27 protein-coding genes are annotated in these 26,446 nt (G+C 55.1%); 5 read left to right on the top strand and 22 right to left on the bottom strand.

Annotated elements, in window-relative coordinates:
* Positions 1-5: 5 nt before the first annotated feature.
* The 7 genes from GZ1_RS19810 to GZ1_RS08125 form a co-directional block, all read right to left on the bottom strand.
* On the bottom strand, positions 6-749 hold the full coding sequence (locus tag GZ1_RS19810; protein ID WP_083509288.1) for a 2-thiouracil desulfurase family protein: 744 nt from the start codon (positions 747-749) through the stop codon (positions 6-8).
* Positions 746-1,516, bottom strand: coding sequence for a 5-oxoprolinase subunit PxpA (locus GZ1_RS08100; RefSeq protein ID WP_015374691.1), 771 nt, complete (start codon positions 1,514-1,516; stop codon positions 746-748). The genes GZ1_RS19810 and GZ1_RS08100 overlap by 4 nt, the downstream gene beginning before the upstream one ends.
* On the bottom strand, positions 1,513-2,484 hold the full coding sequence (locus GZ1_RS08105) for a 5-oxoprolinase subunit C family protein (protein WP_033006630.1): 972 nt from the start codon (positions 2,482-2,484) through the stop codon (positions 1,513-1,515). The genes GZ1_RS08100 and GZ1_RS08105 overlap by 4 nt, the downstream gene beginning before the upstream one ends.
* Positions 2,477-3,169 carry a 5-oxoprolinase subunit PxpB gene (gene pxpB / locus GZ1_RS08110; protein WP_015374688.1) on the bottom strand — a complete coding sequence of 231 codons (693 nt, stop codon included), beginning with the start codon at positions 3,167-3,169 and terminating at the stop codon, positions 2,477-2,479. The genes GZ1_RS08105 and pxpB overlap by 8 nt, the downstream gene beginning before the upstream one ends.
* The gene (locus GZ1_RS08115; RefSeq protein WP_015374687.1) at positions 3,166-3,915 is read right to left on the bottom strand and encodes an IclR family transcriptional regulator; all 750 of its coding nucleotides are present in this window, start codon (positions 3,913-3,915) and stop codon (positions 3,166-3,168) included. The genes pxpB and GZ1_RS08115 overlap by 4 nt, the downstream gene beginning before the upstream one ends.
* A gap of 132 nt (positions 3,916-4,047) precedes the next feature.
* Positions 4,048-4,491 carry a GNAT family N-acetyltransferase gene (locus GZ1_RS08120; RefSeq protein ID WP_033006629.1) on the bottom strand — a complete coding sequence of 148 codons (444 nt, stop codon included), beginning with the start codon at positions 4,489-4,491 and terminating at the stop codon, positions 4,048-4,050.
* Positions 4,492-4,805: 314 nt separating this feature from the next.
* On the bottom strand, positions 4,806-6,326 hold the full coding sequence (locus GZ1_RS08125; protein ID WP_015374685.1) for a bifunctional ADP-dependent NAD(P)H-hydrate dehydratase/NAD(P)H-hydrate epimerase: 1,521 nt from the start codon (positions 6,324-6,326) through the stop codon (positions 4,806-4,808).
* A 275-nt stretch (positions 6,327-6,601) separates the two neighbouring features.
* Between GZ1_RS08125 and GZ1_RS08130 the strand changes: the two genes are divergently transcribed.
* Complete coding sequence (locus tag GZ1_RS08130) at positions 6,602-7,792, top strand: MFS transporter (protein ID WP_015374684.1); 1,191 nt, start codon at positions 6,602-6,604, stop codon at positions 7,790-7,792.
* Positions 7,793-7,804: 12 nt separating this feature from the next.
* Here GZ1_RS08130 and GZ1_RS08135 read toward each other — a convergent pair whose 3' ends face one another.
* The 10 genes from GZ1_RS08135 to GZ1_RS08180 form a co-directional block, all read right to left on the bottom strand.
* On the bottom strand, positions 7,805-8,200 hold the full coding sequence (locus GZ1_RS08135) for a hypothetical protein (protein WP_060788287.1): 396 nt from the start codon (positions 8,198-8,200) through the stop codon (positions 7,805-7,807).
* A 62-nt stretch (positions 8,201-8,262) separates the two neighbouring features.
* Positions 8,263-8,667 carry a thiol-disulfide oxidoreductase DCC family protein gene (locus GZ1_RS08140; protein ID WP_060788288.1) on the bottom strand — a complete coding sequence of 135 codons (405 nt, stop codon included), beginning with the start codon at positions 8,665-8,667 and terminating at the stop codon, positions 8,263-8,265.
* Positions 8,667-9,350: an SOS response-associated peptidase gene (locus GZ1_RS08145; protein WP_060788289.1), complete on the bottom strand. Its 684-nt coding sequence runs from the start codon at positions 9,348-9,350 to the stop codon at positions 8,667-8,669. Before GZ1_RS08145 ends, GZ1_RS08140 begins: the two co-directional genes overlap by 1 nt.
* 96 nt (positions 9,351-9,446) lie before the next feature.
* Positions 9,447-10,388: an alpha/beta hydrolase gene (locus GZ1_RS08150; protein WP_060788290.1), complete on the bottom strand. Its 942-nt coding sequence runs from the start codon at positions 10,386-10,388 to the stop codon at positions 9,447-9,449.
* 126 nt (positions 10,389-10,514) lie between these two features.
* On the bottom strand, positions 10,515-12,197 hold the full coding sequence (locus GZ1_RS08155) for an acyl-CoA dehydrogenase family protein (protein ID WP_060788291.1): 1,683 nt from the start codon (positions 12,195-12,197) through the stop codon (positions 10,515-10,517).
* A gap of 95 nt (positions 12,198-12,292) precedes the next feature.
* Positions 12,293-13,819 (bottom strand): class I adenylate-forming enzyme family protein, encoded by a 1,527-nt coding sequence (locus GZ1_RS08160; protein ID WP_060788292.1) that lies wholly within the window; start codon positions 13,817-13,819, stop codon positions 12,293-12,295.
* The gene (locus GZ1_RS08165; protein ID WP_025950097.1) at positions 13,816-14,205 is read right to left on the bottom strand and encodes a MerR family transcriptional regulator; all 390 of its coding nucleotides are present in this window, start codon (positions 14,203-14,205) and stop codon (positions 13,816-13,818) included. The genes GZ1_RS08160 and GZ1_RS08165 overlap by 4 nt, the downstream gene beginning before the upstream one ends.
* A gap of 351 nt (positions 14,206-14,556) precedes the next feature.
* On the bottom strand, positions 14,557-15,345 hold the full coding sequence (locus GZ1_RS08170; RefSeq protein WP_060788293.1) for an ABC transporter permease: 789 nt from the start codon (positions 15,343-15,345) through the stop codon (positions 14,557-14,559).
* A gap of 2 nt (positions 15,346-15,347) precedes the next feature.
* Entirely contained in the window at positions 15,348-16,121 is a 774-nt protein-coding gene (locus GZ1_RS08175; RefSeq protein ID WP_060788294.1) for an ABC transporter permease, read from the bottom strand.
* On the bottom strand, positions 16,118-17,089 hold the full coding sequence (locus GZ1_RS08180; protein WP_011230983.1) for an ABC transporter ATP-binding protein: 972 nt from the start codon (positions 17,087-17,089) through the stop codon (positions 16,118-16,120). Before GZ1_RS08180 ends, GZ1_RS08175 begins: the two co-directional genes overlap by 4 nt.
* A 161-nt stretch (positions 17,090-17,250) precedes the next feature.
* Here GZ1_RS08180 and GZ1_RS08185 point away from each other — a divergent pair, with 161 nt between their 5' ends.
* A complete protein-coding gene (locus tag GZ1_RS08185; protein ID WP_014195646.1) occupies positions 17,251-17,637 on the top strand; it encodes an Mce/MlaD family protein in 387 nt (128 codons plus the stop codon).
* Between the two features lie 376 nt (positions 17,638-18,013).
* On the opposite strand, the gene GZ1_RS08190 is transcribed toward GZ1_RS08185, so the two are convergent.
* Complete coding sequence (locus GZ1_RS08190) at positions 18,014-20,002, bottom strand: acetoacetate--CoA ligase (protein ID WP_060788302.1); 1,989 nt, start codon at positions 20,000-20,002, stop codon at positions 18,014-18,016.
* 237 nt (positions 20,003-20,239) lie between these two features.
* On the opposite strand from GZ1_RS08190, the gene GZ1_RS08195 reads away from it, so the two are divergent.
* Genes GZ1_RS08195 through GZ1_RS08205 form a run of 3 tightly spaced genes read left to right on the top strand, consistent with a single transcriptional unit; the run spans position 20,240 to position 22,584 of the window.
* Positions 20,240-20,497, top strand: coding sequence for a FeoA family protein (locus tag GZ1_RS08195; RefSeq protein WP_033005362.1), 258 nt, complete (start codon positions 20,240-20,242; stop codon positions 20,495-20,497).
* The gene (locus GZ1_RS08200) at positions 20,487-21,221 is read left to right on the top strand and encodes a FeoB small GTPase domain-containing protein (RefSeq protein ID WP_033005361.1); all 735 of its coding nucleotides are present in this window, start codon (positions 20,487-20,489) and stop codon (positions 21,219-21,221) included. Before GZ1_RS08195 ends, GZ1_RS08200 begins: the two co-directional genes overlap by 11 nt.
* Entirely contained in the window at positions 21,190-22,584 is a 1,395-nt protein-coding gene (locus tag GZ1_RS08205; RefSeq protein ID WP_060788295.1) for a nucleoside recognition domain-containing protein, read from the top strand. The genes GZ1_RS08200 and GZ1_RS08205 overlap by 32 nt, the downstream gene beginning before the upstream one ends.
* A gap of 205 nt (positions 22,585-22,789) precedes the next feature.
* On the opposite strand, the gene GZ1_RS08210 is transcribed toward GZ1_RS08205, so the two are convergent.
* The 4 genes from GZ1_RS08210 to GZ1_RS08225 form a co-directional block, all read right to left on the bottom strand.
* On the bottom strand, positions 22,790-23,416 hold the full coding sequence (locus GZ1_RS08210) for a histidine phosphatase family protein (protein WP_060788296.1): 627 nt from the start codon (positions 23,414-23,416) through the stop codon (positions 22,790-22,792).
* A 135-nt stretch (positions 23,417-23,551) separates the two neighbouring features.
* Entirely contained in the window at positions 23,552-24,013 is a 462-nt protein-coding gene (locus GZ1_RS08215; RefSeq protein ID WP_020754740.1) for a GNAT family N-acetyltransferase, read from the bottom strand.
* A 48-nt stretch (positions 24,014-24,061) separates the two neighbouring features.
* Positions 24,062-24,364, bottom strand: a complete 303-nt coding sequence (locus tag GZ1_RS08220) for a DUF5634 family protein (RefSeq protein WP_033005359.1) — start codon at positions 24,362-24,364, stop codon at positions 24,062-24,064.
* Between the two features lie 77 nt (positions 24,365-24,441).
* On the bottom strand, positions 24,442-26,421 hold the full coding sequence (locus GZ1_RS08225) for a putative bifunctional diguanylate cyclase/phosphodiesterase (protein ID WP_060788303.1): 1,980 nt from the start codon (positions 26,419-26,421) through the stop codon (positions 24,442-24,444).
* Positions 26,422-26,446 lie beyond the last annotated feature (25 nt).

Consider the following 26,446-nt stretch of genomic DNA (forward strand, 5'->3'; position numbering starts at 1 on the left):
TGATTCTAGAAAAGCTTACCATTATGTTGCAAAGAGGAGGAACACATGATGAGATTCGTGATCCCGCTTGTCCTTTCCTTTGCGCTCGCAGCCAGCTTTTTCTTCGACTCGTTCCGTTCGGCCGAAGCGGCAGCCAAAATCAAAACGTATCCAAACTGCACCGCGCTGAACAAAGAGTATCCAGGGGGCGCGGCCCGCTCCGCCTCTGTCAAAAACAAAGGAGGTGGCAAATTCATTTCCCTCGTCCAATCTCGGTTCGTCGACGACTGCACAAGCCGCCTTTCCTCGCCTCGTTTCACAAGTCGGACCGTCTCCCGCGGAACCCCAAGCCCAATGGCCACTTCTGGGCATACAGGCACAAGCCGAGCAAACTCCCCTAAACGAGAGACAAACGAATTGTGAATGATATCGCAGTTATACCGGCAGGCAGAAAAGCCGAGGCATTCGCTGACCACCACTGTCGGAATGGCGTAGTGCATCCTTTTGTACTCCTTTCTCGTTCCGTCACCTCTCTTTGTTATTGTAACCAATTGAAGATCGACTGTCATGAAGGCCATTTCATTGAGCCAGCCAAAAAATCGGTATAAGTTAGAAGAAGCAATAAACAGCTCCAAATGAAAACAGCGCCCTAAGCGAGTTTCCTGCTTAAGGCGCTTATTCGGCAGCTGCTGCATGGCAGTGCACACGCCCATATACACCATTAAAGAAGACGGCAAGGGCGCCAAATATGGTGTTCCGGCTTTCTTCATCGTCTTTCCTCTCGGCGCGGCGCCTGAATGGCGATGCCTTCGTTTTGCAAGGCTTGATAGAGCCGCTTGGCAAATCGCACCGCCTGTTCATTGTCGCCATGGAGACAGACGGTGTCGGCTTCAATCGCCACGTCCGTCCCTTGCACCGAGCGAACGCGCCGGTCGCGGATCATCATAAGCACTTGCGTGACCGCTTCGTCTTCATCCGCGATGATGGCGCGCGGATCGCTTCTTGGGGTGAGCGAACCGTCCGCCTGATACGTCCGGTCGGCGAACACTTCGCTCGCCGTACACAAGCCGTAGGCGCGGCCGGCGCGGATGAGTTCGCTTCCCGACAAGCCGTATAAGACAAGCATCGGATCGACATCATGCACCGCTTTGGCGATCGCTTCGGCCAGCGCCGCGTCTTTCGCCGCCATATTGTACAAGGCGCCGTGCGGCTTCACATGCGTCATCACGCCGCCTTCCGCCTTCACAAACGCAGCCAGCGCGCCGATTTGGTAGACTACATAGGCGTATACCTCCTCTGGCGAAACGGCCATGGCGCGCCGTCCGAAGCCAAGCAAATCCGGAAACCCCGGGTGGGCGCCGATGGCAACGCCATGCTGGATGGCGAGTTGCACCGTCCGCCGCATGACGAGCGGGTCGCCGGCGTGAAACCCACAGGCGATGTTGACAGAGGTCACGTACGATAAGATTTCTTCCTGCCCAAGCCTATACACCCCAAAGCTTTCGCCGAAATCGCAATTCAAATCAATCGTCCTCACCGTTCTCCCTCCCATTGACGGCGAATGGCCGCAATCCATCGAGCCAGCCGTTGCTGTTGTTCCTTATAAAGCCACATCGCTTCTTCCGGCCCGATCGGCTGAAATTGGATAAAGTCACCCGGGCGAGCCTGCGCGAGAATCGGCAAATCCACAGCCGCGACTTGGGCGATGCGCGGGTAGCCGCCGGTCGTCTGGCTGTCCGCCATCAATACGATCGGCTGGCCGGATGCTGGGACTTGCACCGTGCCGAAAACGACCGCTTCCGAGACCATCTCCCGCTCGCGCACAAGCGCCAACGTTGGACCGGAAAGCCGATAGCCGATCCGATCGGACTGCGTCGTCACCTCATAGCGGGCGGCGAAAAACTGGCGGCGGCTCGCCGGCGTAAATTCGTCATACTCCGGACCAGGAACCGCGCGCACCGTTTTCGTTTTCCCACCGATATAGCGGCGGGCGGCCGAAGCAAGACCCCAACGCATCCGGCCGATAACACGACGCCCATGAGTAACGCCGACCGGCAGTGCATCGCCCCGCTGCAACGGGCGGCCTGAAAGCCCGCCAAGCTGGGCTGGAACGTACGTGGAACGGCTGCCCATCACGGGCGGGACGTCGATGCCGCCTGATACAGCGATATACGCTCGAAACCCCGTCCGACACACCCCTACTTCGAGCACATCGCCCGGCTCAACAGCCATCGGCTTCCAAAGTGCAAACGTCCGCCCATTGAGCGTACACGGGAAATCGCCGCCGCATACCGCAACGACGGCCTCGACGCGAAACCGAAGCGTCGGTCCGGCCATCGTCGCCTCAAGCACCGCCTCATCACCGTTGTTGCCGACAAGCGCATTAGCCAGGCGATACGCCCACGCATCCATCGCCCCGCCCGCCGGCACGCCGGCATGCCGGTAGCCAAAACGCCCGCCATCTTGCACGGTTGTAAACAACCCAGCCTCGATGACGTCAATCATGTTCCTCGCTCCAACGTGCAAATTCATCAGCCCCAATCGGCTGAAACGCGACGATATCACCAGCCGCAAGCAAACTTGGCTTCTCTCGGTGCGGGTCAAATAGCTTCAGCGGCGTTCGACCGATCAGTTGCCAGCCGCCCGGCGTCGCAAGCGGGTAGACGCCCGTCTGTCCGCCGGCGATGCCGACCGAACCGGCAGGCACTTTTGTGCGCGGCACCGACCGCCTTGGCGTCGCCAAGCGCGGCGACAACCCTCCTAAATAGGCAAATCCAGGAGAAAAGCCGATCATATAAACTCGGTAGCGTCCGGCCGAATGGAGCGCTACCACTTCGTCTTCTGTCATCCCATGGAAACGAGCGACATCCGGCAAATCCGGACCGAATTCGCCGCCGTAACAGACGGGAATGACGACCGTCCGCGCCGAACGCCGCACCGCTTGTTCAGACCGCCTGATGTTTTTCCTTAGCCATGCGCCTATGCCGATGTAATCGATCATCAATGGATCATAGTAGATGGTGAGCGACGAAAACGCCGGCACGATCTCCTCGATGCCTTCTTTTCGCTCGGCCTGAAGCCGGGCGGCCGTTTGGTGGACGATATCATTCACGTCCTCGTCAATGCGGTCTGAAAACCGAACCGTCACCGCATATTCGCATAATGGAAACAACGTATACTCCACCGTCATCCCTTCCCCCGAAAGCCGAGTTCGCGCGAAATGTCCATCGCCGCCTGCTTCAATCGCGGAACGATGCGCGCCACATCATCTGGCGAAAAGCGTTGTTCCGGCCCGGCGACGCTCAGCCCGGCAACCGCCGTCCCTTCATGGTTGAAAATCGGCACCGCAACGGCGGCCGAATAGTTTTCCAGCTCAGAATAGCTGACCGTATAGCCGCGGCACCGGTCTTCTTCCAACAACCGGCGCAGCGCTTCTTTGTCGGTCACCGTATGTTTGGCGATTTTAACAAGTTCGACTTGTTCTACATAACGTTCCCGCTCCGCCTTGTCCATAAACGCAAGCAACACGCGGGGACACGCACCGGCGTACAACGGAGCGCGCCGCCCGACTTTCGTATAGACGCGCACCGGCTCGGACGTCTCGACTTTTTCGATATACAGCGCCTCATCACCGTCGCGAATGACAAGATTCACCGCTTCGTTCGTCTCCTCTTTCAGCCGCTTCATCACGGGCAGCGCCGCCCGGCGAATATCAAGCCGCTCGGCGACGAGTGCGCCAAACGTCAAGAAGGCTAAACCGAGCTCATAGTGATCGTCTCGTTTTTGCAAAAAACCGAGGACAACAAGCGACTGGGCCATTCGATACACCGACGTTTTCGGCATCCGAAGCCGTTCGACCATCTCCGGCAATGTCAACCGTTCGCAATCGAGAAACAAATCAAGCAGTTCTTTTGTTTTTAACACCGTTTTGTTCATCGTCGCCCCTCTGTTCCGAATATCAGAATATCAATTCCAAAATACGACCTATATATTTCGTATTATAATGAAAAGTGGGACAACTTTCTACTCCAAAAATGAAAAGCGTCTGCTGAACAGACGCCGTTGGATTCAACTCGATAAGCGTTTCAAAAACACATAACTGACTTTTTCATATTCCATTTTTTCCTCATAGAAGCGATGGGCGTCAATCCGCTGCAAGCCGGAGGAGAGCGAGACAATCCCGTAGCCGTGCTCCTTCGCCCACTCGTGTACATAGGACAGCAACGCTTTTCCATACCCTTTCGAACGTTCGCTCGAAGCGGTCACCAAATCGCACACCCAAATAAAGCGGCCGTTATAGAGCGTGATCATCGGCATGAATCCGACAACGGCAACCATTTTGTCCTGATCATATAACGCCGCAAGCTTATACCCTTCTTTTTCTTGCGCTTCCCGCACAAGCGCCGTGTATGTTTCCTCATCCAAATGGGTGCGCAGCTCGCGCATCACCGGAAAGGCGCTTCTCACTTCTTCCTCCGTTTCAAGCCAAACGAATTGCGGCACGATTCCCATCTCCCTTCTTCTATTTCTACATTCATTATAGCCATGTTTGTCCAAAAATGGAACTGCCGCCTTTCCGCAACGTTGATCATCGTTTCGAAAGAAGACTCCCGCTTCAAGCGCGTGAAGGGCGCAACCCAGCGATCAGCGAAAGCTGAATGTCGGCTGATAAACCAACCATTACAGCCGCAGCCGCAAATACGGCCTCAGCGGTTTGCGCCCGAACCGCATGCCTTATGCGCAGGAAAAAGACAACGCCAGCCGGTCATCGCAAACCGGCTGGAATCGTGTTCATCCCCCAGCGCTCCTTTCATTGAAGCGGTTGATCACGTCAGCGAAGCAAGCACAGCCGGCAAGGCATCCACAACGTCCGACGCCAATACATCCCAGGGCGAATGACCGTGTTGAACAAGCCTATCAGCAGCCTTTCCATGCACGAACACCGCATTGCTCACCGCCGGCTGCACCGCCTCGTGCTGCAGCAAAAACGCCGCCACGATGCCCGTCAACACGTCGCCGCTCCCGCCTTTCGCCAAAGCCGGGTTGCCGGTCGTGTTGACATATTGCGATCCATCCGGCGCCGTCACAATCGTATACGGCCCTTTCAACACGACATACACGCCATATTCCATCGCCAGCCGCTTCGACACGCCAAACCGGTCGCGTTCCACCTCGCTGACCGGGCGGCGAAGGAGGCGCGCCATTTCCCCCGGATGCGGCGTGATCACCGTCGGCGCGCTCCGTTCGCGCACCAGCTCGGCGTAATCGCCCCAAAAAAACAAGGCATCGGCGTCGATGACAAGCGGCACCGGCTGGCGCACAAGCTCATTGACCAAGCGGCGAACCCCTTCCGTCCGGCCCATCCCTGGGCCGACAGCGATCGCATCGATCTCAAGCCCATCCCAATCGGCCGCGCCGGCAAACGCGCCGCCCTCGGCCGGCCATGGTCGGCACATCGCTTCCGGCACGCGGTTGGCAACCGCCTCATACACCGTTTCCGGAACGGCGATCGTCACCAGCCCCGCCCCGCTGCGAAGCGCCGCCTTCGCGGCGAGCGTCACCGCTCCGGCCATCGCCTTGGACCCGCCGACGATGAGCAACTTGCCGTACGTTCCTTTATGAGATGACCGTGTTCGCTTCGGCATCGTCCGCACCACATCGCTCTTTTCCCACAAAAACCGAGCAGCCGCCTTCGCCTGCACCGCCGCCGGCGGAATGCCGATATCGACAACAGCGATTTCTCCGTAATAATCGGCTGCTGGGAACGTATACGCCCCAAGCTTTGGGCATTGAATGGTAAATGTCACATCCGCACGTACCGCTGCAGTCACATCCCCACCACCGGCCGGCACCCCGCTTGGCACATCGATGGCATATACAACCGCCCGCGAGCCATTCACTTGTTCAATGATGTCTTTGTACGGCTGGCGCACATCCCCTTTGACGCCGATGCCAAGCAAGGCGTCAATGATGATGTCATAATGCGGCAAGAGCGCCGCCAACTCCCGCTCTTTTCCTTCATAAGCGATCCATGCATAACCGGACCGCTCGTACACCTCAAGCGCCGTGCGCGCCGCCCCTTTCACCTTTTCCTTTGGCGGAACGAGCCAGACATCGGTTTCATAGCCATAACTTTTCAACATGCGCGCGATGACGAACCCATCGCCGCCGTTGTTGCCCGTGCCCGCGAGCACCGCCACCTTGGCAGCGGGCGGAATCCGCTTCTTCAGCGCCCAAAACAGCGCCTGTCCGGCGTTTTCCATCAACGAGTCAGCGCTGATGCCGATCCGTTCTGCCACTTCCCGGTCAATGGCGTACATTTCCTCAGCCGTTACGATCGGAATCATATACGTTGCCCCTTTCGATTGTTCTTCCCATACATATAAATTGTACAATTTTACCAGGAAACTTCGCAAAAGAATACCACTTAGATCTTTTAGAGGCCATCGTTGCACCGACCGCCCCGATGGGCATTGACTCGGACAAATTCAAATCTCACCAACATCTGCCGCCTTGCGGGCGGCGGGTGTTTCTTTTTGTAGACGATCAATCGGGAAAAGCAGTATAGTAGAAAGTAGAAATGTTCAGTCTTCGTTCACTCGAAAAAAAGAGGCGACCGACCTTGACATACATCGAAAAGGGAAGCATCACCTATCTGAAAGCAAGCATATCGCTCTTTTTCGGCGGGTTTGTGACGTTTGCCGTGCTGTATACACCCCAGCCGTTGCTGCCGATTTTCGCCAAACAGTTTCACGTTTCGGCCGCAGCGGCGAGTTTAACCGTATCAGCATCGACCGGCGCACTTGCCGTCGCGATGCTGGCCGCGGCCAACTTGTCGGACCGGATCGGCAAAAAGCGGGTGATGGCCGCCTCGATGTGGCTGACATCGCTGTTGGCCATCGCAATGGCGTTCAGCCCGGATTTTCCGACGCTGCTTGCGGCGCGCACGCTCGTTGGCATCACGGCAGCCGGCATCCCTTCCTTGGCCATGGCGTATGTCGCCGAAGAGTTCCATCCGGCCAGCATCGGCAAGGCCATGGGGCTCTATATTAGCGGCACATCGATCGGCGGCATGGCCGGGCGGATTTTGACGGGCGTACTGACCGATCTTTTTTCCTGGCGCTCGGCGCTGATCACGATCGGATTTCTATCATTGGCGCTTTCCCTTGCCTTTACCGTCTTTCTGCCCGCACCAAGACAGGCCGTCCGGCGGCGGAACAGGGAAACGCTGCGGCAGGCATACGCCGTCCACCTTCGCAACAAGCCGCTTATGGCGCTCGTAGTGCTTGGCTTTTTGTTCATGGGCGGGTTTGTGACGCTGTACAATTACATCGGCTTTTTGCTGAGCGAGCCTCCGTATTCATTCCGACAATCCGTGCTCGGCTTTTTGTTTATCGTTTACATATTTGGCGGCATCGGCTCTGTCTATATGGGACGGCGGGCGGATCTTCGCGGCCACGCCTGCACCTTGCGTTTGTCGGTCGCTTTGACGGCGCTCGGGGCGCTCGCCACGCTCGCTCCGTCCGTGCTCGTGAAAATAGCCGGTTTGGCGCTGTTTACGTTTGGCTTTTTCGGCTGCCACTCCATCGCCAGCGCCTGGATCGGCGAACAGGCGCACGTCTATAAGGCGCAGGCGTCTTCCTTGTATCTTCTTTTCTATTATTTAGGGTCAAGCCTTGCCGGAACAGCCGGCGGCTACGTCTGGACGCATTTCCATTGGAGCGGTGTCATCGCTTTTGTCATCACACTCCTCGCTCTGTCCGGCCCGCTTATCTTCTATGCGGAAAAACGGCGGCCATCGCCTTCGCGATGACCGCCGCCTCCGTCATGATTGCTTGGCGATCACTTGCAGCCCAAACTGCAGGCAATCGTCGCAAATCGCCGCCAGCGGACCTTTGGCCAGCCTTGGTTTTTCTTTGAGACAAAACGAGCAGCGGACGCCGCCATGCGCCTCTTCCGTCTCCATGGCCAGCGTTTCCTCAAGTTTTTCCAATGAGAAGACAGCCAACGCCTCGTATACATTATCAAGCAAATGATCATCAATATAGGCACATTTTCCTTCCCAACGGAGCGCGATGAGTTTCGCCGCCACCGCCATCCCTTCGTAAAACCGGCGGCGGTCTCCCTCGCCCTGCTCTGCGGATGCCGCCAAATCATCGGCGAACTGCTCAAGCGCCGCAGCCGTGCATTGTTCGAGCCACCGTTTTGTTTCGTTCGCCATGCCATTTCACCTCCCTTATTTCTTTCTCTTTTCAATACGACAAACAAACATATTTTCCTTCTTTACCGCGGCAATTCATCAAGAAAACGAGCCCGCAGTTCAGGCGGCGGCAACTGGCAATGATCGTGCTTCGGTGCGAGACGATGCCGACGTTTCGCAATCTGATCATACATATGATCGCGCAACAGCCGAGGGATGAGAAACCCAGCCGCTGCCATCCAATTCCACGGCCAAGCTAGACGCCGGCCGATGCGCAGGACAGCCTCGGATTTTACATAACAGCACCCGTTCTCGATGAGGACGACGCTGTCTTCTGCTGACATCTCCTGCTTTGCCAGCAACGCTTGGCCAACGATGCTCTGTTGCGCCGCAAAGCGGAACACCGCCTGGCGGTCGCGGGCGGCGATCCAGTGCGCGCTCGCATGGCAAAACAGGCAATCGCCATCAAATAAGATGACAGGATGCATCACGTTCCCTCCATTGACCGGCTGTCGACCGGCTCGATGCAGGCGATCACGTCGTTTTTCGGCGAGTTGACAAGCGGCGACACTTCGTACATTCGCATTAGTTCGCTCGGATACGGCAACAACAACGATTTCAAATACTCGCTGTCATCAAAACTTGCATCAAGCCAGTCATCATGCCGCTCGGGAGGCAATATGACCGGCATCCGGTCGTGAATAGGGGCAATGAGCTCGTTCGCCCTCGTCGTCATGATCGTGCACGTCTCAAGCGGCCCGCTCGGCCCTTTCCAGCGCTCCCACAGTCCGGCAAAGGCAAATGGCTCGCCCGTTTTGAGGGTGAACCGGTACGGCACTTTTTTCGTTCCTTCCTTTTTCCACTCGTAAAACCCGTCAGCTAAAATGAGGCAGCGCCGCCGCTTGAACGCATGGCGAAAACTCGCCTTTTCATCGACCGTTTCCGCCCGGGCGTTGATCATCTTGGCGCCGATGCGGGCATCTTTCGCCCAAAACGGCACAAGCCCCCAGCGCATCATTTTCCCGACTCTTTCTCCCCCCTCGGCGACGATGGTCAACACATCTTGACCCGGAGCGATGTTAAACCGGGGCGCGAGCAGGCCTTGATAACGGAAACGAAACAGCGTCTGCAATGTTTCCGAATCAGCGGTTAACGTAAACCGGCCACACACAGCATTCACTCCTTGACCAGTTGGCCGATGCCATCTTGATCCTCTATTGCATCCATTATAATACAAAAAGCGGCCGAACACGAATCGCAGCCGTCTCTAGGAAGCAGTCTTTTCCAATGAGCGCAAAAACACCAACACCCGTTCTACATACTCATCGCTGTAGAGAGAAAAACTTTTCACATGATCCGCTTTGTCCGTCAGCCATAGCTGAAACGCATCCGGATGGGTTTTGTACAGTTTTACGCTTTCTTCATACGGAATCGAACGGTCGTCTTTGCTGTGAATGAACAAAATCGGCCTCGGCGCGACACGATCGACGGCATGGATGGGCGAAGACACGCCTAGATCCAAATCGGCCAGCGCCGGAACGATCGCCAAAATCAAATACGTAAACGGCACGTTCGGCAGATGCGTCCATACCGGCATATTGGCTCGCAAATACGATTCGAGGTCGCTGAACGGGCTGTCCGCAATCACCCCGCGCACGTCATTGTCTTCTGCCGCCGCCAAGATCGATGTCGCCGCTCCCATCGAAACGCCGTATAAGGCGACTGGCTCGCGATAGTGCCGCTTCGCGTAATCGATGACGCCAAGCAGATCGTCTTTCTCTTTGACGCCGATCGTAATCATATCGCCTTCCGACTCACCGCTCGCACGAAAGTCAAACAAGATGACGCGGTACCCGTCGTCAACAAGCCGCTTGGCGAGCGGCAAAAACGGCACGTTTTTCTGAATCCGGTTGCCGGCATACCCATGGGCAAAAATGACCGTCATCTTCGCCGCTCCTTTAGGCGGAATGATCCAGCCTTCGAGCGCCGTTTTCCCATCTTTGCTTGTAAATGTCGCACTTTCATACGCCATGCCATAGTCTTTCGGCGTCATGGTAATCGGCTCGCGCGGTTTATGCGTCAGCTGCCAGCCGACATAAACGGACAAACCGACGCAGGCGAGCACCCCCAACATCACGACGCCAATGGCCGCCGAAATCCACACGCGCCGTTTCGTCCGGCGCGGCGTGCGCACCAATTCCATGCGCATTTCCCCCTCTCGCTTTTCCCTTTTCTTTCATCCTACTTGTTCCATTGCTCATTTGGCAATCAAAAAAAGAGATGTCCGCCCAACACGAACATCCCTTTCACTCACGGCCCGCTTCATGCCGCCAATTTACGAATGGGCAAGCGGGGCAGACGCTCCTTTACATCTGACGATCAAGTCAAACTCACGCACCGACGTCATGCGTTCATCGACGAGCCCGCGCTCCCACACATGACGCACAAACAGCTCGGCGATCCGCTGATTCCGATCGTTTTCCTGTCCGCGTTCAAGGGCGATGATGCTCAAATACAGATCACACATTCGATTGGCAATCGCTTTCGCGTGGAACGTCTGCACCTCATCCGCTTGGCCGCCAAGACGGGCGAGCGCGGCCACCAACTCCTTCAACCCTTCTTCAACCGGGCGGGCAAGCGGCTTAACCTCGGCCGTCAACCGCTCAAGGCGCTCCTGCATCTCGGCGGCAAACCGTTCGTGGATGCGATATTTGCGCATCAAACGCAGCACCTCGAGCGCCAAAATGTTCGCCGTCCCCTCCCAAACCGTCAGCACTTGCGCATCGCGCAACAGGCGTGGCGTAACAAAATCTTCAATATACCCGTTGCCTCCATGCATTTCAATCGCCTCATGGCTGAACGCGATCGCCTCTTCGGCGGTGCGCATCTTAAGGAGCGCAATCAGAAGCCTGAGCCATGCTTTCTCCGCCTCGCTCGCTTCATGCGGCGCGGCCATGACGCGGTCAAACAAGGCGATCATGTCAAAGCAGGCGCTCGTTTCCACTTCCTGTCTCGCTGTCAAATTGGCGAGCGTCCCGCGCACCATCGGGTAATTCGTCAACACATGACCAAAGGCCGTGCGCCGCTCGGCGTATTGTTTCGCCTCTTCAAGCGCCCGCTTCATGATGCCGACGGAAGCAACCGCATTGCAGACGCGCGAGAGATTAAGCGCTTCCATCATATAATAGAAGCCTTTCGCCGGATCGCCGACGACATACGCCTTGGCGCCGTCAAACACGACTTCGGCGGACGGCACGGCGCGCACCCCTAATTTATCCTTTAAGCGGCGGATGGTGATGCCGTTTAATGTCCCATCCTCGTTGCGCCATGGGACGAGAAACAAGCTCAGCCCTTTCGTCCCCGGCCCGCTCCCGTCGATGCGCGCCAACACGAGCGCTACGCCGCAGCGGCCGGCGTTGCTGGCAAAATATTTTTCCCCGTATAACTGATAATGATCGCCGCACGGCACGGCGCGCACCGCATTGGCACCAACGTCCGACCCGCCTTGGCGCTCGGTTAAAAACGTCGCTCCTTCGTACAACTCGACTTCCCCGGTGGAGATGACATGGGGCAAATACGTCGCCTTCAGCTTTTCATCGGCAAAATGCTCGAGCACATAGGCGGTCGCCATCGTCAACGTCACCGGACAATAAAACCCGGGCTCGGCTTGGGATAAAATGTACCCTTGGGCATATGAATAAACATAGTTCCCTTTTCTCCCAAGCTCAGGAATCGGCTTGTGCACATAGCCGACAATCCCCGTCTCGTACGTCTGTTTCGCCGTCTGCTCGTATCCTTCATTCACCCATACTTCGGAAATGTCGTTGCCAAAGCGGTCATATTTGATCAGGCGCGGCTGCCCTTCGCGGTCGGTATGCACAGCGCGGCGGTCAACGTCTGTCAAACAAAATTCGTAAAACGACGCGAGCTTTTCTTCCGCATACCGATACAATTCGTCATCCAAATGCCGTTTCAAATTCGCCAACAAATTCGGATCGACTTCACAAAGCGGTTTCATCGTCTCTCCCCTTTCTTCGATTTTCGTTCCCCTCACAATTTTTGGAGCTCTATCAAGACGGCTAGGCGATCCCATTGCGCCGCCCCCAACGCTCCTTATCTTCCTTGCGCGACCGCCTCCCGCGCCCGCAGCACTTGTTTCAACACTTTTCCCGTCGCATTGCGCGGCAGTTCGGCGATCGCCTCATACAGACGCGGAATTTTATAGTCAGCCAGCTTGTCAGATAGGAAGCGCTTACATTCCTCCGCAAGCGGTTCAAGCGGTTGATTTAATACCACAAATGCTTTTGCCGTTTCGCCCCACTCCGGATGCGGCACGCCGATCACAGCGACATCCGCGACCGCCGGATGCGTCCGCAGCACATCTTCCACTTCCTTTGGATAAATGTTGACGCCACCGGAAATGATGACATCTTTTTTCCGGTCGACGATCCAAATGTAGCCATCTTCGTCGCGGCGCGCCAAATCGCCGGTGTACAGCCAGCCGTCTTTGATCGCTTCGTTCGTTTTTTCTTCGTCCTTATAGTATCCTTTCATCACGCTCTCCCCGCGCAGCACGATCTCCCCGACCTCGCCGGGCGCGACCTCCTGTCCGTTCTCATCGACGATGGCCACCTCGCAATGAAGAGCGGCATAGCGGCCGACGCTTCCCGCTTTTTCGCCATGCTCCTCAGGGGACAAGTACGTGCCGTTCGGGCCCGCTTCAGTCAAACCGTATAAACCCATCATCCGCCCGGCGCCAAAACGGCTGGCGACAAACTTCACTTCCTCGCGCGACAGCGGCGCCCCGCCGTACATCCAGCAGCGGACCGAAGAAAGGTCGTATTCGTCAAAGCGCGGGTGCTTTGCCGTCAACAAGTACGCCACCGGCGCGCCAAAAAAGTGGGTGATCTTATGGCGCTCAACGAGTTCAAGCAAGGCATCCGGGGAAAAGGAAGGAGCCAAGACATGGGTCGCGCCGACATACGTGCCGCCTATGAAAAACAAATGAAGTGGCGCCGAGTGGCTGAGCGGCATGAGATGCAGCAGGCGGCTTTGACGGTCGATTTTCGTTTCGATCACGATCATGTCCGCAACCGTGATCACATTGCGATGCGTGAACAACACCCCTTTCGGCCGCCCCGTTGTCCCCGATGTATACAAAATCGTTGCCTCATCATCCTCTTTGGCTGGGCAGACGATCTCGTCGGAATCACCCGAATCGATCAACTCCTCGAGCGACAGCCAGCCGCCTTCCGCCTTCCCGGTCTTCACCCAGATCACATCGCTTCCGCCGACGAGCGGGGCGAGCACTTGATGAACCGAATCATGAGCGATCAGCGCCTTTGCCTCGCTATGGCCGAGAATATACTGCACCTCAGCCGCCGTCAAGCGCGCGTTAATCGGCACAACCACGGCGCCGAGGCGCAAAACGGCAAAGTACGAAACGGCAAACTCTTTGGTATTGGGCATATACAGCGCGACTTTATCGCCGCGTCCGACACCAAGCCGCGCGAGCGCTGACGCCAGACGGTTGACCGTTCGGTTGACTTCGGCGTAGGAAAGCTCCGTTTCCCCATCGATAATCGCCGTCTTGTCGGGAAATTTCCTCGCATTGCGGGCAAGCAGCTCTGAAATGTTCATCCATCCGATCCCTCCCATTGTCGCAATCGCTGTTCAAAATCGGAAAGCAGCGCTTCCATCTCCGCCTTCAGCTGCAGCAAATCCTCAATCCGCTCGTTCACCTCCTTCAATTTCCGCCGCCCGTATTCGACCGTTTTTTCCAGCTGTTTCTTCCCCGTTCGGTCCTCATCAAACAGCGAAATCATCTCATGAATCTCGTCAAGCGAAAAGCCGAACCGTTTGCCGCGCAAAATGAGCTTGAGCTTCGCCCGCTCCTTTTTCGTGTACAGCCGCTGCCCTGACTCGGTCCGAATCGGGGAAAGCAATCCGCGTTCTTCATAATAGCGGATCGTCCGGGTGCTCACATCAAACTCGTGCGCCAAATCGGAAATGGTGAAATAGTGCATAGCCATCCCTTTTCTAGAAGTAATATTCTGAATTTTATTTTAATTGACGTTGACGTAAAAGTCAACGAGCAGGAATACAAAGAAGCGGGAGTACGGCCTTCCATTATAGGATGAACATTTTGCCCAAACAACGCTTCCCCTTCAGCCAAAAGCAACGAGTCCGGCAAAAACGGCCGCTTTTTTACGAGCCTTCTAAGTTCATGCGCAACCTAACACGTCTCAAACCATCTGCACAAGCCGGCCACGAACGATGCGCCGCTCGCCACCCCCGCTGACCGACCACTGTCGAGATGCAGGCGAAACAGTGATTGACCAAAGAAAAAAAGCCCTCGTCTAAGAAGGCTTTTCCTCTCACCCGCCCGCTCCCGTATAAAAGCGCAAGGCAAACCGCCAAAAGCGGCGGGAAGCCCATAAAAAGAGCATAGCCACAGCCAAAGCCGCCAGCACCGCAGCCATGCTCCATTTCCCAAGCAGCGCCAAAGCCGGCGTATTGGTGATCAACACCGCCGGCAGAACGTACGTAATCACGAAGCGCACCGCGCCGCGGTACATGCTGCCCGGGAAGCGGGCCGTGTCAAAAAACGAGTCGAAAATAAACGACAAATCATCAATGCGCACCACCCAAAACGACGTCGTCATGAGCATCATCCATAACGAATAAATAAGCAAGAGTGACGCGGTCATCACGACGAAAAACATCAAGACGTCCGCCGCCGACGGCACGTAGCGTTCGACATACAAGCCGTAGCCGATGACGCCGAGGCCAAGCGCTACATCGATCAGCCGCCAAAAGACAAGATGGCGGAAGCTGACGTAAAACATGCTGTCGACCGGCTTCGTCAAAATATAATCGAGCGTGCCGCGCCGGACATGCTCAAGCAGCCGCGGCATGTTCGGGCGGAGCGCAAAGTCAATGAATCCGCGCAGCGTATTAAAAACGCCGAGCAGCACAAGCACTTCCCCATACGTCCAGCCGCCCAAGCGGTCCGTCTGGTAAAAAAAGATATGGACGGTGAGCAGGGCGATGCCGACGCCAAAAAAGCTGGCGATAAAATTGCCGAAAAATTCGCTCCGGTATTCCATTTCCTCGACCAAACAAGCGCGGAAAAACTCGCGGAACACCCGCCCGTATCGCCGCATGTTCATCCACCTACCGCCTGGTTTTTTCGCATTCCTGCTTTCCAAAGCCACTGCACCCCCGCGACAAACACGGCCATCCACCCGGCCGCCACCGCAAAGCCGCGCGCCAACTCTCCTCCATCCACCGCCCCGGTGGCGATTTCAATCGGAAAACTGATCATATAGCGGAACGGCAGCCATTCGCTCCATTCGCGAAGCGCCGGCGGCAGCATTTCAAGCGGCGCAATTCTGCCCGATAAAAACAACGAAATGACATCGATCACGCCGTACACCGCCGCCACCTTTGTGACCCAAAACGCGAGCAGCCCGCACGAGTAGCTCAACAAAAACCGAAGCGCCGCACCCAATACGACCGCCGCCAAAAACAGCACCGCTTGCCCTGCCGTCATATGCGGGCGAAGCGGCGGCCAAAACACCGCCCCCACCAGCCAAACCGGCGCTAAAATGACGGCAAACAGCCATTTGTAAACGATGTTTTCCGCGATCGCCCAATGGATCGGGTGAAGCGGCCTAAGCAGCAAATTCGAAAACGTCCCTTCGCGAATTTCACGGTCCAGCTCCCATACATCCCACGCGCTCGTCATTCGTTCGACAAAAATGACGGCCATAAAATAAAAGACAAACGAATCGCTCTCTTCCGGATGAATGTTCATCCAGACAAACATCGTGATCAGCGGCTGCGTGATCGCACCCGTCATCCAGACGAACGTCGCCAAACGATACGCGAGCATTTCGATGTATTTCATCCGCAACAAAGCGATATATTTGCGAATCATACACGCTCCTCCTGAAACGCGCGCGTAATCACTTCCTCAAGCGGCGGGTCTTCAATATTGATGTCGCGGACATCAAACCGCTCTAATAACCGCGCTGCTGTCCCCGCCGCCTTCTCGCGCGCCACCCGCAATACGACTGTTCCTTCTTCGATTTCCGCCACTTCGCCATACTCTCCCCAATCCATGTCCGGAACCCGTGAAAACCGGACTTCCAATCGCTTGTACGGCGCCAGCTTCTCTGTCAGCACTGACAGTTCCCCGTCGTAAATCAATCGCCCGTAGTTGATGATCATCACCCGGTCGCAAAGCGCTGCAACATCACCCATGTAATGCGATGTCAACAAAATCGTCGTCTCGTGCTCCCGATTGTAGTCAACGATAAAGCGACGCACGTTTTCTTGCGTATGAACGTCAAGCCCGATCGTCGGCTCATCCAAAAACAACACTTGCGGCCGATGCAAAAGCGCCGCCGCCAGCTCGCAGCGCATCCGCTGCCCGAGCGACAGACTGCGCGTCGGCTTGTCCAACAGCGGCGCCAAGTCGAGCAGTTCCGTCAATTCCTCGAGCGTCTGGCGGAAAGCCCGATCGTCGATGTCATAAATGGCTTTATTGACCAAAAACGTCTCCATCGGCGGGATGTCCCAAATGAGCTGGCTTTTTTGCCCCATCACCAAGCTCATCATTTTTTTAAACTCCGGCTTTTGCTCAAACGGCACAAACCCGCCGACCGTGATCTCTCCTGATGTCGGATGCAAGAGGCCAGCAAGCATTTTCATCGTCGTCGTTTTCCCCGCCCCGTTTGGACCTAAAAAGCCGACAATCTCCCCTTTTTCAATCGTAAACGAAACGTCCTTCACCGCCTCAATGACGCGGTAGTCGCGCCGCCATAAACTGCGCGCCGCCTCAAGCCATCCCGCTTCGCGGCGATGGACGCGGAACGATTTATGCAAATGGCTGACACGGATCACCATGTTCATCCTCCAGTATGTGCATACTACTGACATTCTTTTGTTATATCACATTCGAAGGACGCGCCGCAAAGAAAAACGTTTCGTCATCTTTCTTCTATCATCTCTTTCTTTCGTCATGTATAATAGAAGGAGAATCGAACCAGAAAGGGGATTGTCGAATGGGAGCGATCTCAAATGAAATGATTTGGCAAGCCATTAAAGAACTTGCCGAGCAGCTGCAACAAACGAACGGACAAGTGCAGCAACTGGGCCAACAGGTGCAACAAACAAATGAGCAAGTACAGCAACTGGGCCAACAAGTCCAACACCTTAACAGCCAAGTGCAGCAGCTGAACCACCAAGTACAGCAAACTCATGAGCAAGTCGACCAGCTCGCCAAACAAGTGCAGCAAACGAATGAACAACTCAACCAATTAAGCCAGCAAGTGGCCGACATGGACAAACGGATCACCGATGTCGCCAACGGCCAAAACATTTTAGTTGAAGAGCTGTTCGAAAACAAAAAGGAGATCAAGCGGGTCAAGACGGCGCTCAATATGTACTAGACGTCAGTCCGCTCCATTTCGTTGATCTCTTCGACGTTTAAAGCTTGTTCCATATCCTGTGTGAACATAGCCATCATCAAACAACATCCCCCTGCTTACGTCATACTAAAACTCCGAATCATCGTCGCCGCAAATGAAGCCCGGAAGGTTCTCCTAAACAGATCTTCCGGACTTTCTCATCATGAAAACGGACACCGTCTCGTCTCATCGCCCCAACATCTCTTTCACCGTCGTCCGCTCCTCAATCACCGATGGATTTCCAAACTGGCCTAGTCCGCTTGCTTTCTTCCATGCCCCCGACTCCTCTATTTATAATTCACTAATACATAGAAAGGTTGTTATTAAGCATCGTCACTTAATAACAACCTTTCGCATTTCAGCTTGTCTGCGTCTTCGCCGCCAGCGTCTTCGCCAGCTCGAGGAAAAAGTCGAGCGCCTCTGGATTGGCCATTGAGCCCGGGTTGACTGCCTTTTCGAGCGGGAAGCCTAAGAGCAGTTTCCGGATCGGAATCTCCATTTTCTTTCCATTTAGCGTTTTCGGAATTTGCTTCACCTCGTAAATTTCATCTGGAACAAAGCGCGGCGAGACGTGTTGCCGAATCGATTGGCGGATGCGTTCTTTCAGCTCGTCATCGAGCACTGCGCCCGGCTTGAGGACGACAAACAGCGGCATAAACGATTGCTTGCCCATCATTTCCAAATCGACAATGAGGCTTTCGAACACCCCGTCGACCGCTTCGACCGCACGGTAAATTTCGCTCGTGCCCATGCGGACGCCGGCGCGGTTGATCGTCGAGTCGGAGCGTCCGTAAATGACGCATCCCCCTTGTTCGTCAATTTTAATCCAGTCGCCGTGCTTCCAGACGCCCGGGTACGTGTCAAAATAGCTGTTCCGATACCGTTCGCCGTCTGGATCGTTCCAGAAAAAGAGCGGCATCGACGGCATTGGTTTTGTAATCACAAGTTCACCGACTTCATTCACAAGCGGCTGGCCGTTTTCGTCAAACGCCTGCACATCCGCGCCCAACGCGCGGCACGAGAGGATGCCGGCGCGCACCGGCAAAATCGGCGAACCGACGACAAACGCGGTGCACACATCCGTTCCGCCGCTGCATGATGCCAGGCAAATGTCATCCTTGACGTTTTCATACACCCAGGCGAACCCTTCGACCGTCAGCGGCGAACCGGTCGAGAGCACGGCCTCGAGCTTTGACAAGTCATATTGCTCTTTTGGCTTCAGGCTGAGCTTCATGCAGATGTTGATAAACGCCGCGCTTGTGCCGAAATGGGTGATGCCTGCCTTCTCGGCGAGCTCCCATAAAACGTTGCCATCCGGATACGTCGGGCTGCCGTCATAGAGCACGATGGTCGACCCGGCCAGCAGTCCGCCGACGAGAAAGTTCCACATCATCCATCCAGTCGTCGTAAACCAGAAAAACGTGCTGTCTTTCGTCAAGTTTTCGGAAATCGTGAGCGCTTTTAAATGCTCAAGCAAAATGCCGCCATGCCCTTGGACGATCGGCTTCGGCAAACCGGTCGTTCCCGAAGAATACAAAATCCAAAGCGGATGGTCAAACGGAACGTCTTCATAGACGAGCTCCGCCTTGTCCGCCACGACATCATCCCACAGCACGACGCCCTCATCCGGTGCTTCCATCTGCCCGCGCCAATACGGAAGCAGCACCGTCTTTTTCAATGACGGCAATTTGGCGCGCAATTCGGATACGACCGGCATTTTGTCAAATTCTTTGCCGTTGTATTGGCAGCCGTCGACGGCAAACAAGACAGTCGGCTCGATTTGCGCGAACCGGTCAATGACGCTGCCAGCGCCAAAATCCGGCGAGCAGCTTGACCAAATGGCGCCGATCGAGGCGCACGCCAAAAACGCCATCACCGTCTCGGGGATATTCGGCATATAAGCGACGACGCGGTCGCCGCGCTTCACTCCCATCGCTCGCAATGCTTTGGCGATCGCCGCCGTTTTTTCGCCGAGCTCCTGCCATGACACTTCCCGGTACGGCACGCGTTCCGAGCGGAAAATGATGGCCGGGCGGTCGGCGCGCGCATGCCGGAAAATATGTTTCGCATAGTTGAGCGCAGCGCCTGGAAACCACTCCGCCCCTGGCATCTTCCGCTCCCGCAGCACACACTCATACGGCGTTGCCGCCTGAACACCACAATATTCCCAAACCGTTTCCCAAAATGACTCAAGCTCGTCGACCGACCATGTCCACAGCTCGCGGTATGAAGAGAAGGAGAGCCCTTTATGTTCTCTCAACCAATCCATATATCGATGAAGGTTGGAGCTCTTGATTTGTTCCTCCGTCGGCTGCCAAAGAATCGTCCCTTCCGTAATCGCTTTCATTTCATCGTGCGTCAATGGACGCCGTCACCGCCTTTCTGCCGATAATTTGTTCAGACTATTCATATGATAACATGATTTCCTACTGTTTTGAATAGTTGTTGGTTCGACAACTCTGTCAGAAAAAGATGAAACAAATTTGTTGACAACAGCGAGGCAACTGGAATATGATAAATTCAAAAGTTGGTCTAAGCAAAAAAAATGTCTTTAGTAAAAAATATTAACCGGAGGGAAACTTTTATGGCACAAGGAAAACGTTGCCGCCTCTCCGATACGAAACCGGGCGATCGATTTCGCATCGAAAAGGTTGATGTTCCTGATCCTGTGTTAAAAAGGCGGTTGCTTGATTTGGGATTTGTACCCGGCGGGGAAGTGAAGGTTGGACAAAGAAGCCCGCTTGGCGACCCGACCGCCTATCGCGTTTGTGGCACGACGATCGCATTAAGGAAAGAAGAAAGCGACTATATTTACGGGGAGACGATTGATCATGATGGATAAAACATATACCGTTGCCTTAATGGGAAATCCGAACACCGGCAAAAGCACGTTGTTCAACGTCTTAACGGGCCTGCGCCAACATACCGGCAACTGGCCCGGGAAAACGGTCACTCATGCCGAAGGAGAATGCCGCCACCGCGGCACATTGTACCGGATCGTCGACTTGCCGGGAACGTATTCGCTCTATTCCAATTCAGCCGATGAAGAGGTGGCGCGGGATTTTCTCCTGTTTCAACGTCCTGACGTTACGATCGTTGTGGTCGACGCTACGGCATTAGAACGCAACTTGAATCTAGCGCTTCAAGTATTGGAAATGACCGACCGCGTCATTATCGCTATCAATTTGATGGATGAAGCGAAAAAGAAAGGCATTCATATCAATACAAAAAAATTGGCTGCCAAACTCGGCGTGCCGGTCGTGCCGATCTCGGCCCGCAACCGGGAAGGAATCGATGCACTGCTTGATACAGTGGATGCCATGGCGCATGGCCGCATCAACACCAACCCGCTTTCCATCCGGTACAGCCCGGAAATCGAACGAGGCATTGCCAAACTTCTTCCACTCGTGAAAGACGTAATGGGAGACACGTATCCTGCTCGCTGGATCGCTCTTCGTCTCCTTGACGGCGATACATCGCTGCTTCAAGCGCTGAAACAACCGCCGCAACCATTGATCAAGGAGGGGAACGCGTATGCCTGCTGCGGATCTGTCAAATCAGTTTGACCAGCTAATGAACGAAGCCAAGTCATTAGCACCGGCTGACACGCGTGAACAGATCGTTTCTGCCATTTTCCAAACGTCAGCTGCGCTTTCTCAAGAATGTGTCACGCATACAGCGGTCGCAAAACGCGATCGAACGGAACAAATTGACCGGATCGTCACGTCGAAGCGGTGGGGATTTCCAATTATGCTGGCGCTTCTCGCCGCTGTCCTTTACATGACGATCGCCGGCGCCAACGTATTTTCCGATTCGCTCGCCCGCTTGTTCGGAACGATCGAAACGTATCTCACCATGGCCTTTCAAGCGATTCACGCCCCCGACTGGTTGCACGGCCTCATTGTACTTGGCCTATACCGCGGCACGGCTTGGGTCGTCAGCGTGATGCTGCCGCCGATGGCGATTTTCTTTCCCGTATTCGCGTTGCTCGAAAATTATGGCTACTTGCCGCGTGTCGCCTTTAACATGGATCGCTTGTTTCAAAAAGCGGGAGCGCATGGCAAACAATCACTGACGATGGCCATGGGCTTCGGCTGCAACGCGGCGGCCATCATGTCGACGCGCATTATCGAATCGCCGCGCGAGCGGATGCTCGCGATTTTGACGAACAACTTCGTCCCGTGCAACGGGCGTTGGCCAACGCTGATTTTGCTTTCTTCCTTATTTATGGCAGCCGGCTATACAGGCGGATGGAAAACGTTCGTTACGGCGGGTGTGGTCGTCGCCATGGTGTTGTTTGGCATCGTCGTCACGTTGACCGTTTCATGGGTCTTATCCAAGACGGCCTTGCGCGGCATTCCGACCCATTACACGCTGGAGCTGCCGCCGTACCGACGCCCGAAAATCATGGAGACGATCATCCGGGCCACCCTCGACAAATCACTCTATGTGCTGAAACGGGCGGTCACCGTTGCGGCGCCAGCCGGCGTAATCACATGGATTCTCGCCAATCTTCATATCGGCGACACAACCGCGCTGGCCGCTTTCGCCCACTGGCTTGACCCATTTGCCAAAGCATTGGGATTGGATGGCTACATTTTGATGGCGTTCATTTTAGGCTTGCCAGCCAATGAAATTGTCGTGCCGATTTTGCTGATGGGCTATTTATCCGCAGGGGCGCTCATTGAAGCCGATGGTCTGCATTCTCTTAAACAACTTTTGCTCGACCACGGCTGGACGTGGCTCACCGCCCTCAATATGATGCTGTTTTCCCTGCTTCACTACCCATGCGGCACGACGCTCGTCAACATTTACAAAGAAACGAAAAGCGCGAAATGGACGTTCGTCGCCTTTGCCTTGCCGACAGCGATTGCCATTGCGGTCACCTTTACGACCGCACAGCTGGCGAGATGGCTCGGGCTCGTATAAACGACGCAGCCCTGCTTCCCGATCGAGGGAAACGGGGCTGTTTTTTTAATTAAATGAAACCTCCATCCATGATAAGGCCGATGAATATGGACGGTCACGTGCAAACCAAGCGATATCTCGCCAAAAAGAAAGACGATCTCACAGAGCTTTCTCCCATTACAAAATGCCTGAGATCAGCAACCTTTTGAACTAACTCACCAACCCTCTATACTTCTTTTACTTCCTCCACATGGGATGCGTCCCCTTCCACGACAACGCAAAACCCCTTCCCATCCGCCTCCACAATCGTCACACTCGTGCCGTACATATACGGCGGCGCCCAAAGCTGGTCAAGCGGCGCGCCTTTGAAGGCTGTGACAAGCGTTTTCAGCACGACGCCGTGAGTGACGATTAACACCGTTTCTCCCTCGTGCCGCTCGATGATGCGCCGCACCGCTTCAAGCGCCCGCTGCTGCACGTCGCAAAACCGCTCGCCTCGCCTTGGAGCGTACAGATGGGGCGCGTTCCAAAAATGATCGAACCCAGTCGGATCCATTTGCCGAATCTCGTCATGCGTCTTGCCTTCCCAATCGCCAAGACGAATCTCGCGCAGCCGCTCGTCTTGATAGATCGGAATGAGCCGCCCGCCGCGGACGAGCTCGGCCGTTTCCAGCGCCCGGCCGCTTGTGCTTGTGTAAATCGCGGCCAATTCCACCGCTTCAAGCCGCTTTCCAAGCCGCATGGCGTCTTGCCGCCCTTTTTCCGTGAGCGGCGAGTCTTGCCAGCCTTGCATCCGCTTTTCGACGTTCCACTTTGTTTCCCCATGTCTTGTTAAATACAATGTTGTCGTCATATCCTTCCGTACGTCTCCCCTCTATCAATCTACTACAGACGAAGTGCAGCCGATTCGCTATTGTCCGTTTCCACTGCCGCTTGAATGCCGTTGGCAACGCGGCCGCCGGACCTAGCGCCTCGACACAAGTAATGTTCAGCTTTTGATATTCCTTTTCACAAGCTTTGTCAGTCTGATTCCTTCCGGCGTCTCCCTCTCCTCAATCACTTGAAACCCATGACGTTTGTAAAAACGAATGGCCGGCGTGTTGCCGCTGCCGGTCGTTACAACCATTTCGCATGCCGATGGCTCTTGCTTGATGACAAAGGCAAGCAACGCACTGGCGATCCCTTGGCGGAAACAATCTGGATCGACCATCAGCCGGCAAAGGTGAAGCGTCGGGCCGCTTCGCTCATAGGCGATCGCCCCAACGAGCCGCCCGCCTTGACAATAGCCGAAAAAGCGCTCGCCGCATCGTTGCAGAGAAGCGATCGTATCGCGAAGCGGCGGGAGCGCCTTGCTGCCGATGAGCTGCGCCTCGATCGTATACGCGCGCCGTTGTAGGTGCAGCACCGCAGCAGCCGTTTCGTCGTCTGTTATGTGAAGTTCCGCAATCATGCTCCTCTCCCTTTCGATGGCGAAAAAGCGGCCGAGCCCGGCCGCTTGTCATGAATGAATCACTTCTTCTATCGCCTCTTGCAGCGAATGAAAGCCTTTTTTCTCCCGACCGTCTTTTCGAACGGTCCATTCCTGCTTCTCAAGCGCCAGTTCACCGCGTTCGTTTTTTACAAACGGCATGTGAATGGTGATCATCTCATCGTCTTTGTTGATCGTATAGCCGACATAATAGCGATTGCCTTCACCATGCTCTTCAAAAATGCCGACTTGGTCGAGTCCATAGGCTTCCATCATCGGCTCGAGCGTGTCGATGAACTCCTCGATCACAACGCTTCTTGGCGCAAATTCCATCTTCGTTTCCTCCTCTTTGCCCATGCTCAATGTTAGTGTGCGGCAAAACGAGGAAAAGAATGAACGGAAAAGATCGGCTACGCCGGCGGTTCGCCGCAAGCGTTGCGGTTGTGTTCTTCCAGCCATTGTTGCAGCTTTTCCGCTTCAAGCGAACGGCTGAAATAAAATCCTTGCGCATAGTCGCAATGCATTTGCGAAAGAAGCGCCACTTGTGACTCCGTCTCGACTCCCTCCGCCAACACTTCAATATCCAAACTTTTGGCTAAATGAATGATCGTATCGACAATCGTGGCATCTTTCGAGTTTTCCGCAATGCCTTGAATAAAACTGCGGTCGATTTTCAACAGCGACACCGGCAAATTGCGGATGTAAGCCAATGATGAAAAACCGGTTCCAAAGTCATCGATCGCCGCCTGTACGCCAAGTCGCTGCAGTTCGGTTAAAATGTGCCTGCCGGTCTCAATGTTTTCCATCAATCCACTCTCCGTCACTTCCAAAATGAGCCGGTTAGGCGCAAGCCCCGTCTCGCGCAAAATGCGCTTCACATGCTCGACAAGTTCGGGGCGGTTGAGCAAAAACGGCGATAAATTAACCGCTAACTTCAGTCCGGGAAATTTTCTTTCCCATTCTTTCACTTGGCGGCACGCCAGTTCCAACACCCATAATGTAATTTCAAAAATAAACCCGCTTTCCTCCGCCAACGGAATGAAATCGAGCGGCGGAATGTCGCCAAGCGCCGGGTGGCGCCAGCGCAACAGCGCCTCAACCCCCATCGCCTTTCCTTTCGCGAGCTGCACTTTCGGCTGATAGCATAAATACAACTGCCCGCGCATAATAGCAAACGGCAAATCTTGCTCAATCACCGCCTGCCGATGCTCGGTCGGGCGGTAAAAGGCATAGCCGTTCCGCCCCCGCTCTTTCACTTCGTACAGCGCTTGATCAGCGTATTTCATCACTTGCTCGATCCGATCGCTGTCTTTCGGGAAAAAAGCGATGCCGATCGATAAGGTCGATTGGATGAGCTGTTTTTCGTAATAAAACGGCTCGTGAAACGAACTGACAAGCCGCTCCGCCAAGGCGGTCATCTCCGTTTTCGTGATGTTCGGCAACAAGAGAACAAACTCATCACCGCCGATGCGGGCAAAAAAGTCGCCGGGACGCAACGCCCGCTCGACGCGCTTGACCGCCTCGCGCAAAAAGTAATCGCCGGCTTGATGGGAAAAATGATCGTTGATCCATTTGAATTTGTCAAAATCCAAATAACAAAGAGCAAACGGCGTCTGACTCGCGATCAGCTTATGAATATGCCGCTCGAAATAGCTGCGGTTGGCGATGCCCGTGAGCGAATCGAAGTAAGCAAGCTGACGGAGCTTTTCTTCGTACCGCTTCCGCTCGCTGATGTTTTTCACGGTCACAATGACGCAATCGAGCGTCCCCGCTTCATCGATGATCGCCTTCCCTTGCGCCTCCATCCAAACCCATTCGCCTTTCTCGCCTTGCTTGCGAAATTCGGCGGATTGCGTCTCGTATGTATCGTACAGCTCAGCCAATTTTTGTGCCACGACCGGGGCGTCATCAGGGTGGACAAACGTCAGCACCTCTTCGTATGACACTGGAAGACGCTTGTTTGTTTTTCGCTTCCATGACGGCGGAATGTATGACAATTCACGATTAGGAGAAAAAATCAACACGTAATCGTTCGAATGCTCAACAATCAGCTGCAGACGCCGTTCCGCTTCGGCAAGCCGCGCTTGCAGGCCGCGCTCCTCCGCTTGGCGGCGAAGAACGCATAGGACAGCGGCCGTCTGTCCGTTTTCACCGATGATCGGCGACACGCCCGCAACCAATAAGCCGTCAAGCAACTCCCAGCGAAAGGCAGCCGGGCGCTGTTTCACCCGTTCAACCAACGCCCGTCCTTCGACGGACAGCGTCCTCTGTTCTTCTTCACTCAGCGCCAAGCCGGCAAAAGCCGGATTGTTGTAAATGATCACGCCTTGCAAATTCAAGATGACCACTGCTTCTGTGGAGTGATGGAAAAAGGCCGTATATTTGTCCATGCAATTGCTACCTCGCCGTTTCACC

It is taken from the genome of Geobacillus zalihae NBRC 101842, from assembly GCF_001544135.1.
GTDB lineage: Bacteria > Bacillota > Bacilli > Bacillales > Anoxybacillaceae > Geobacillus > Geobacillus zalihae.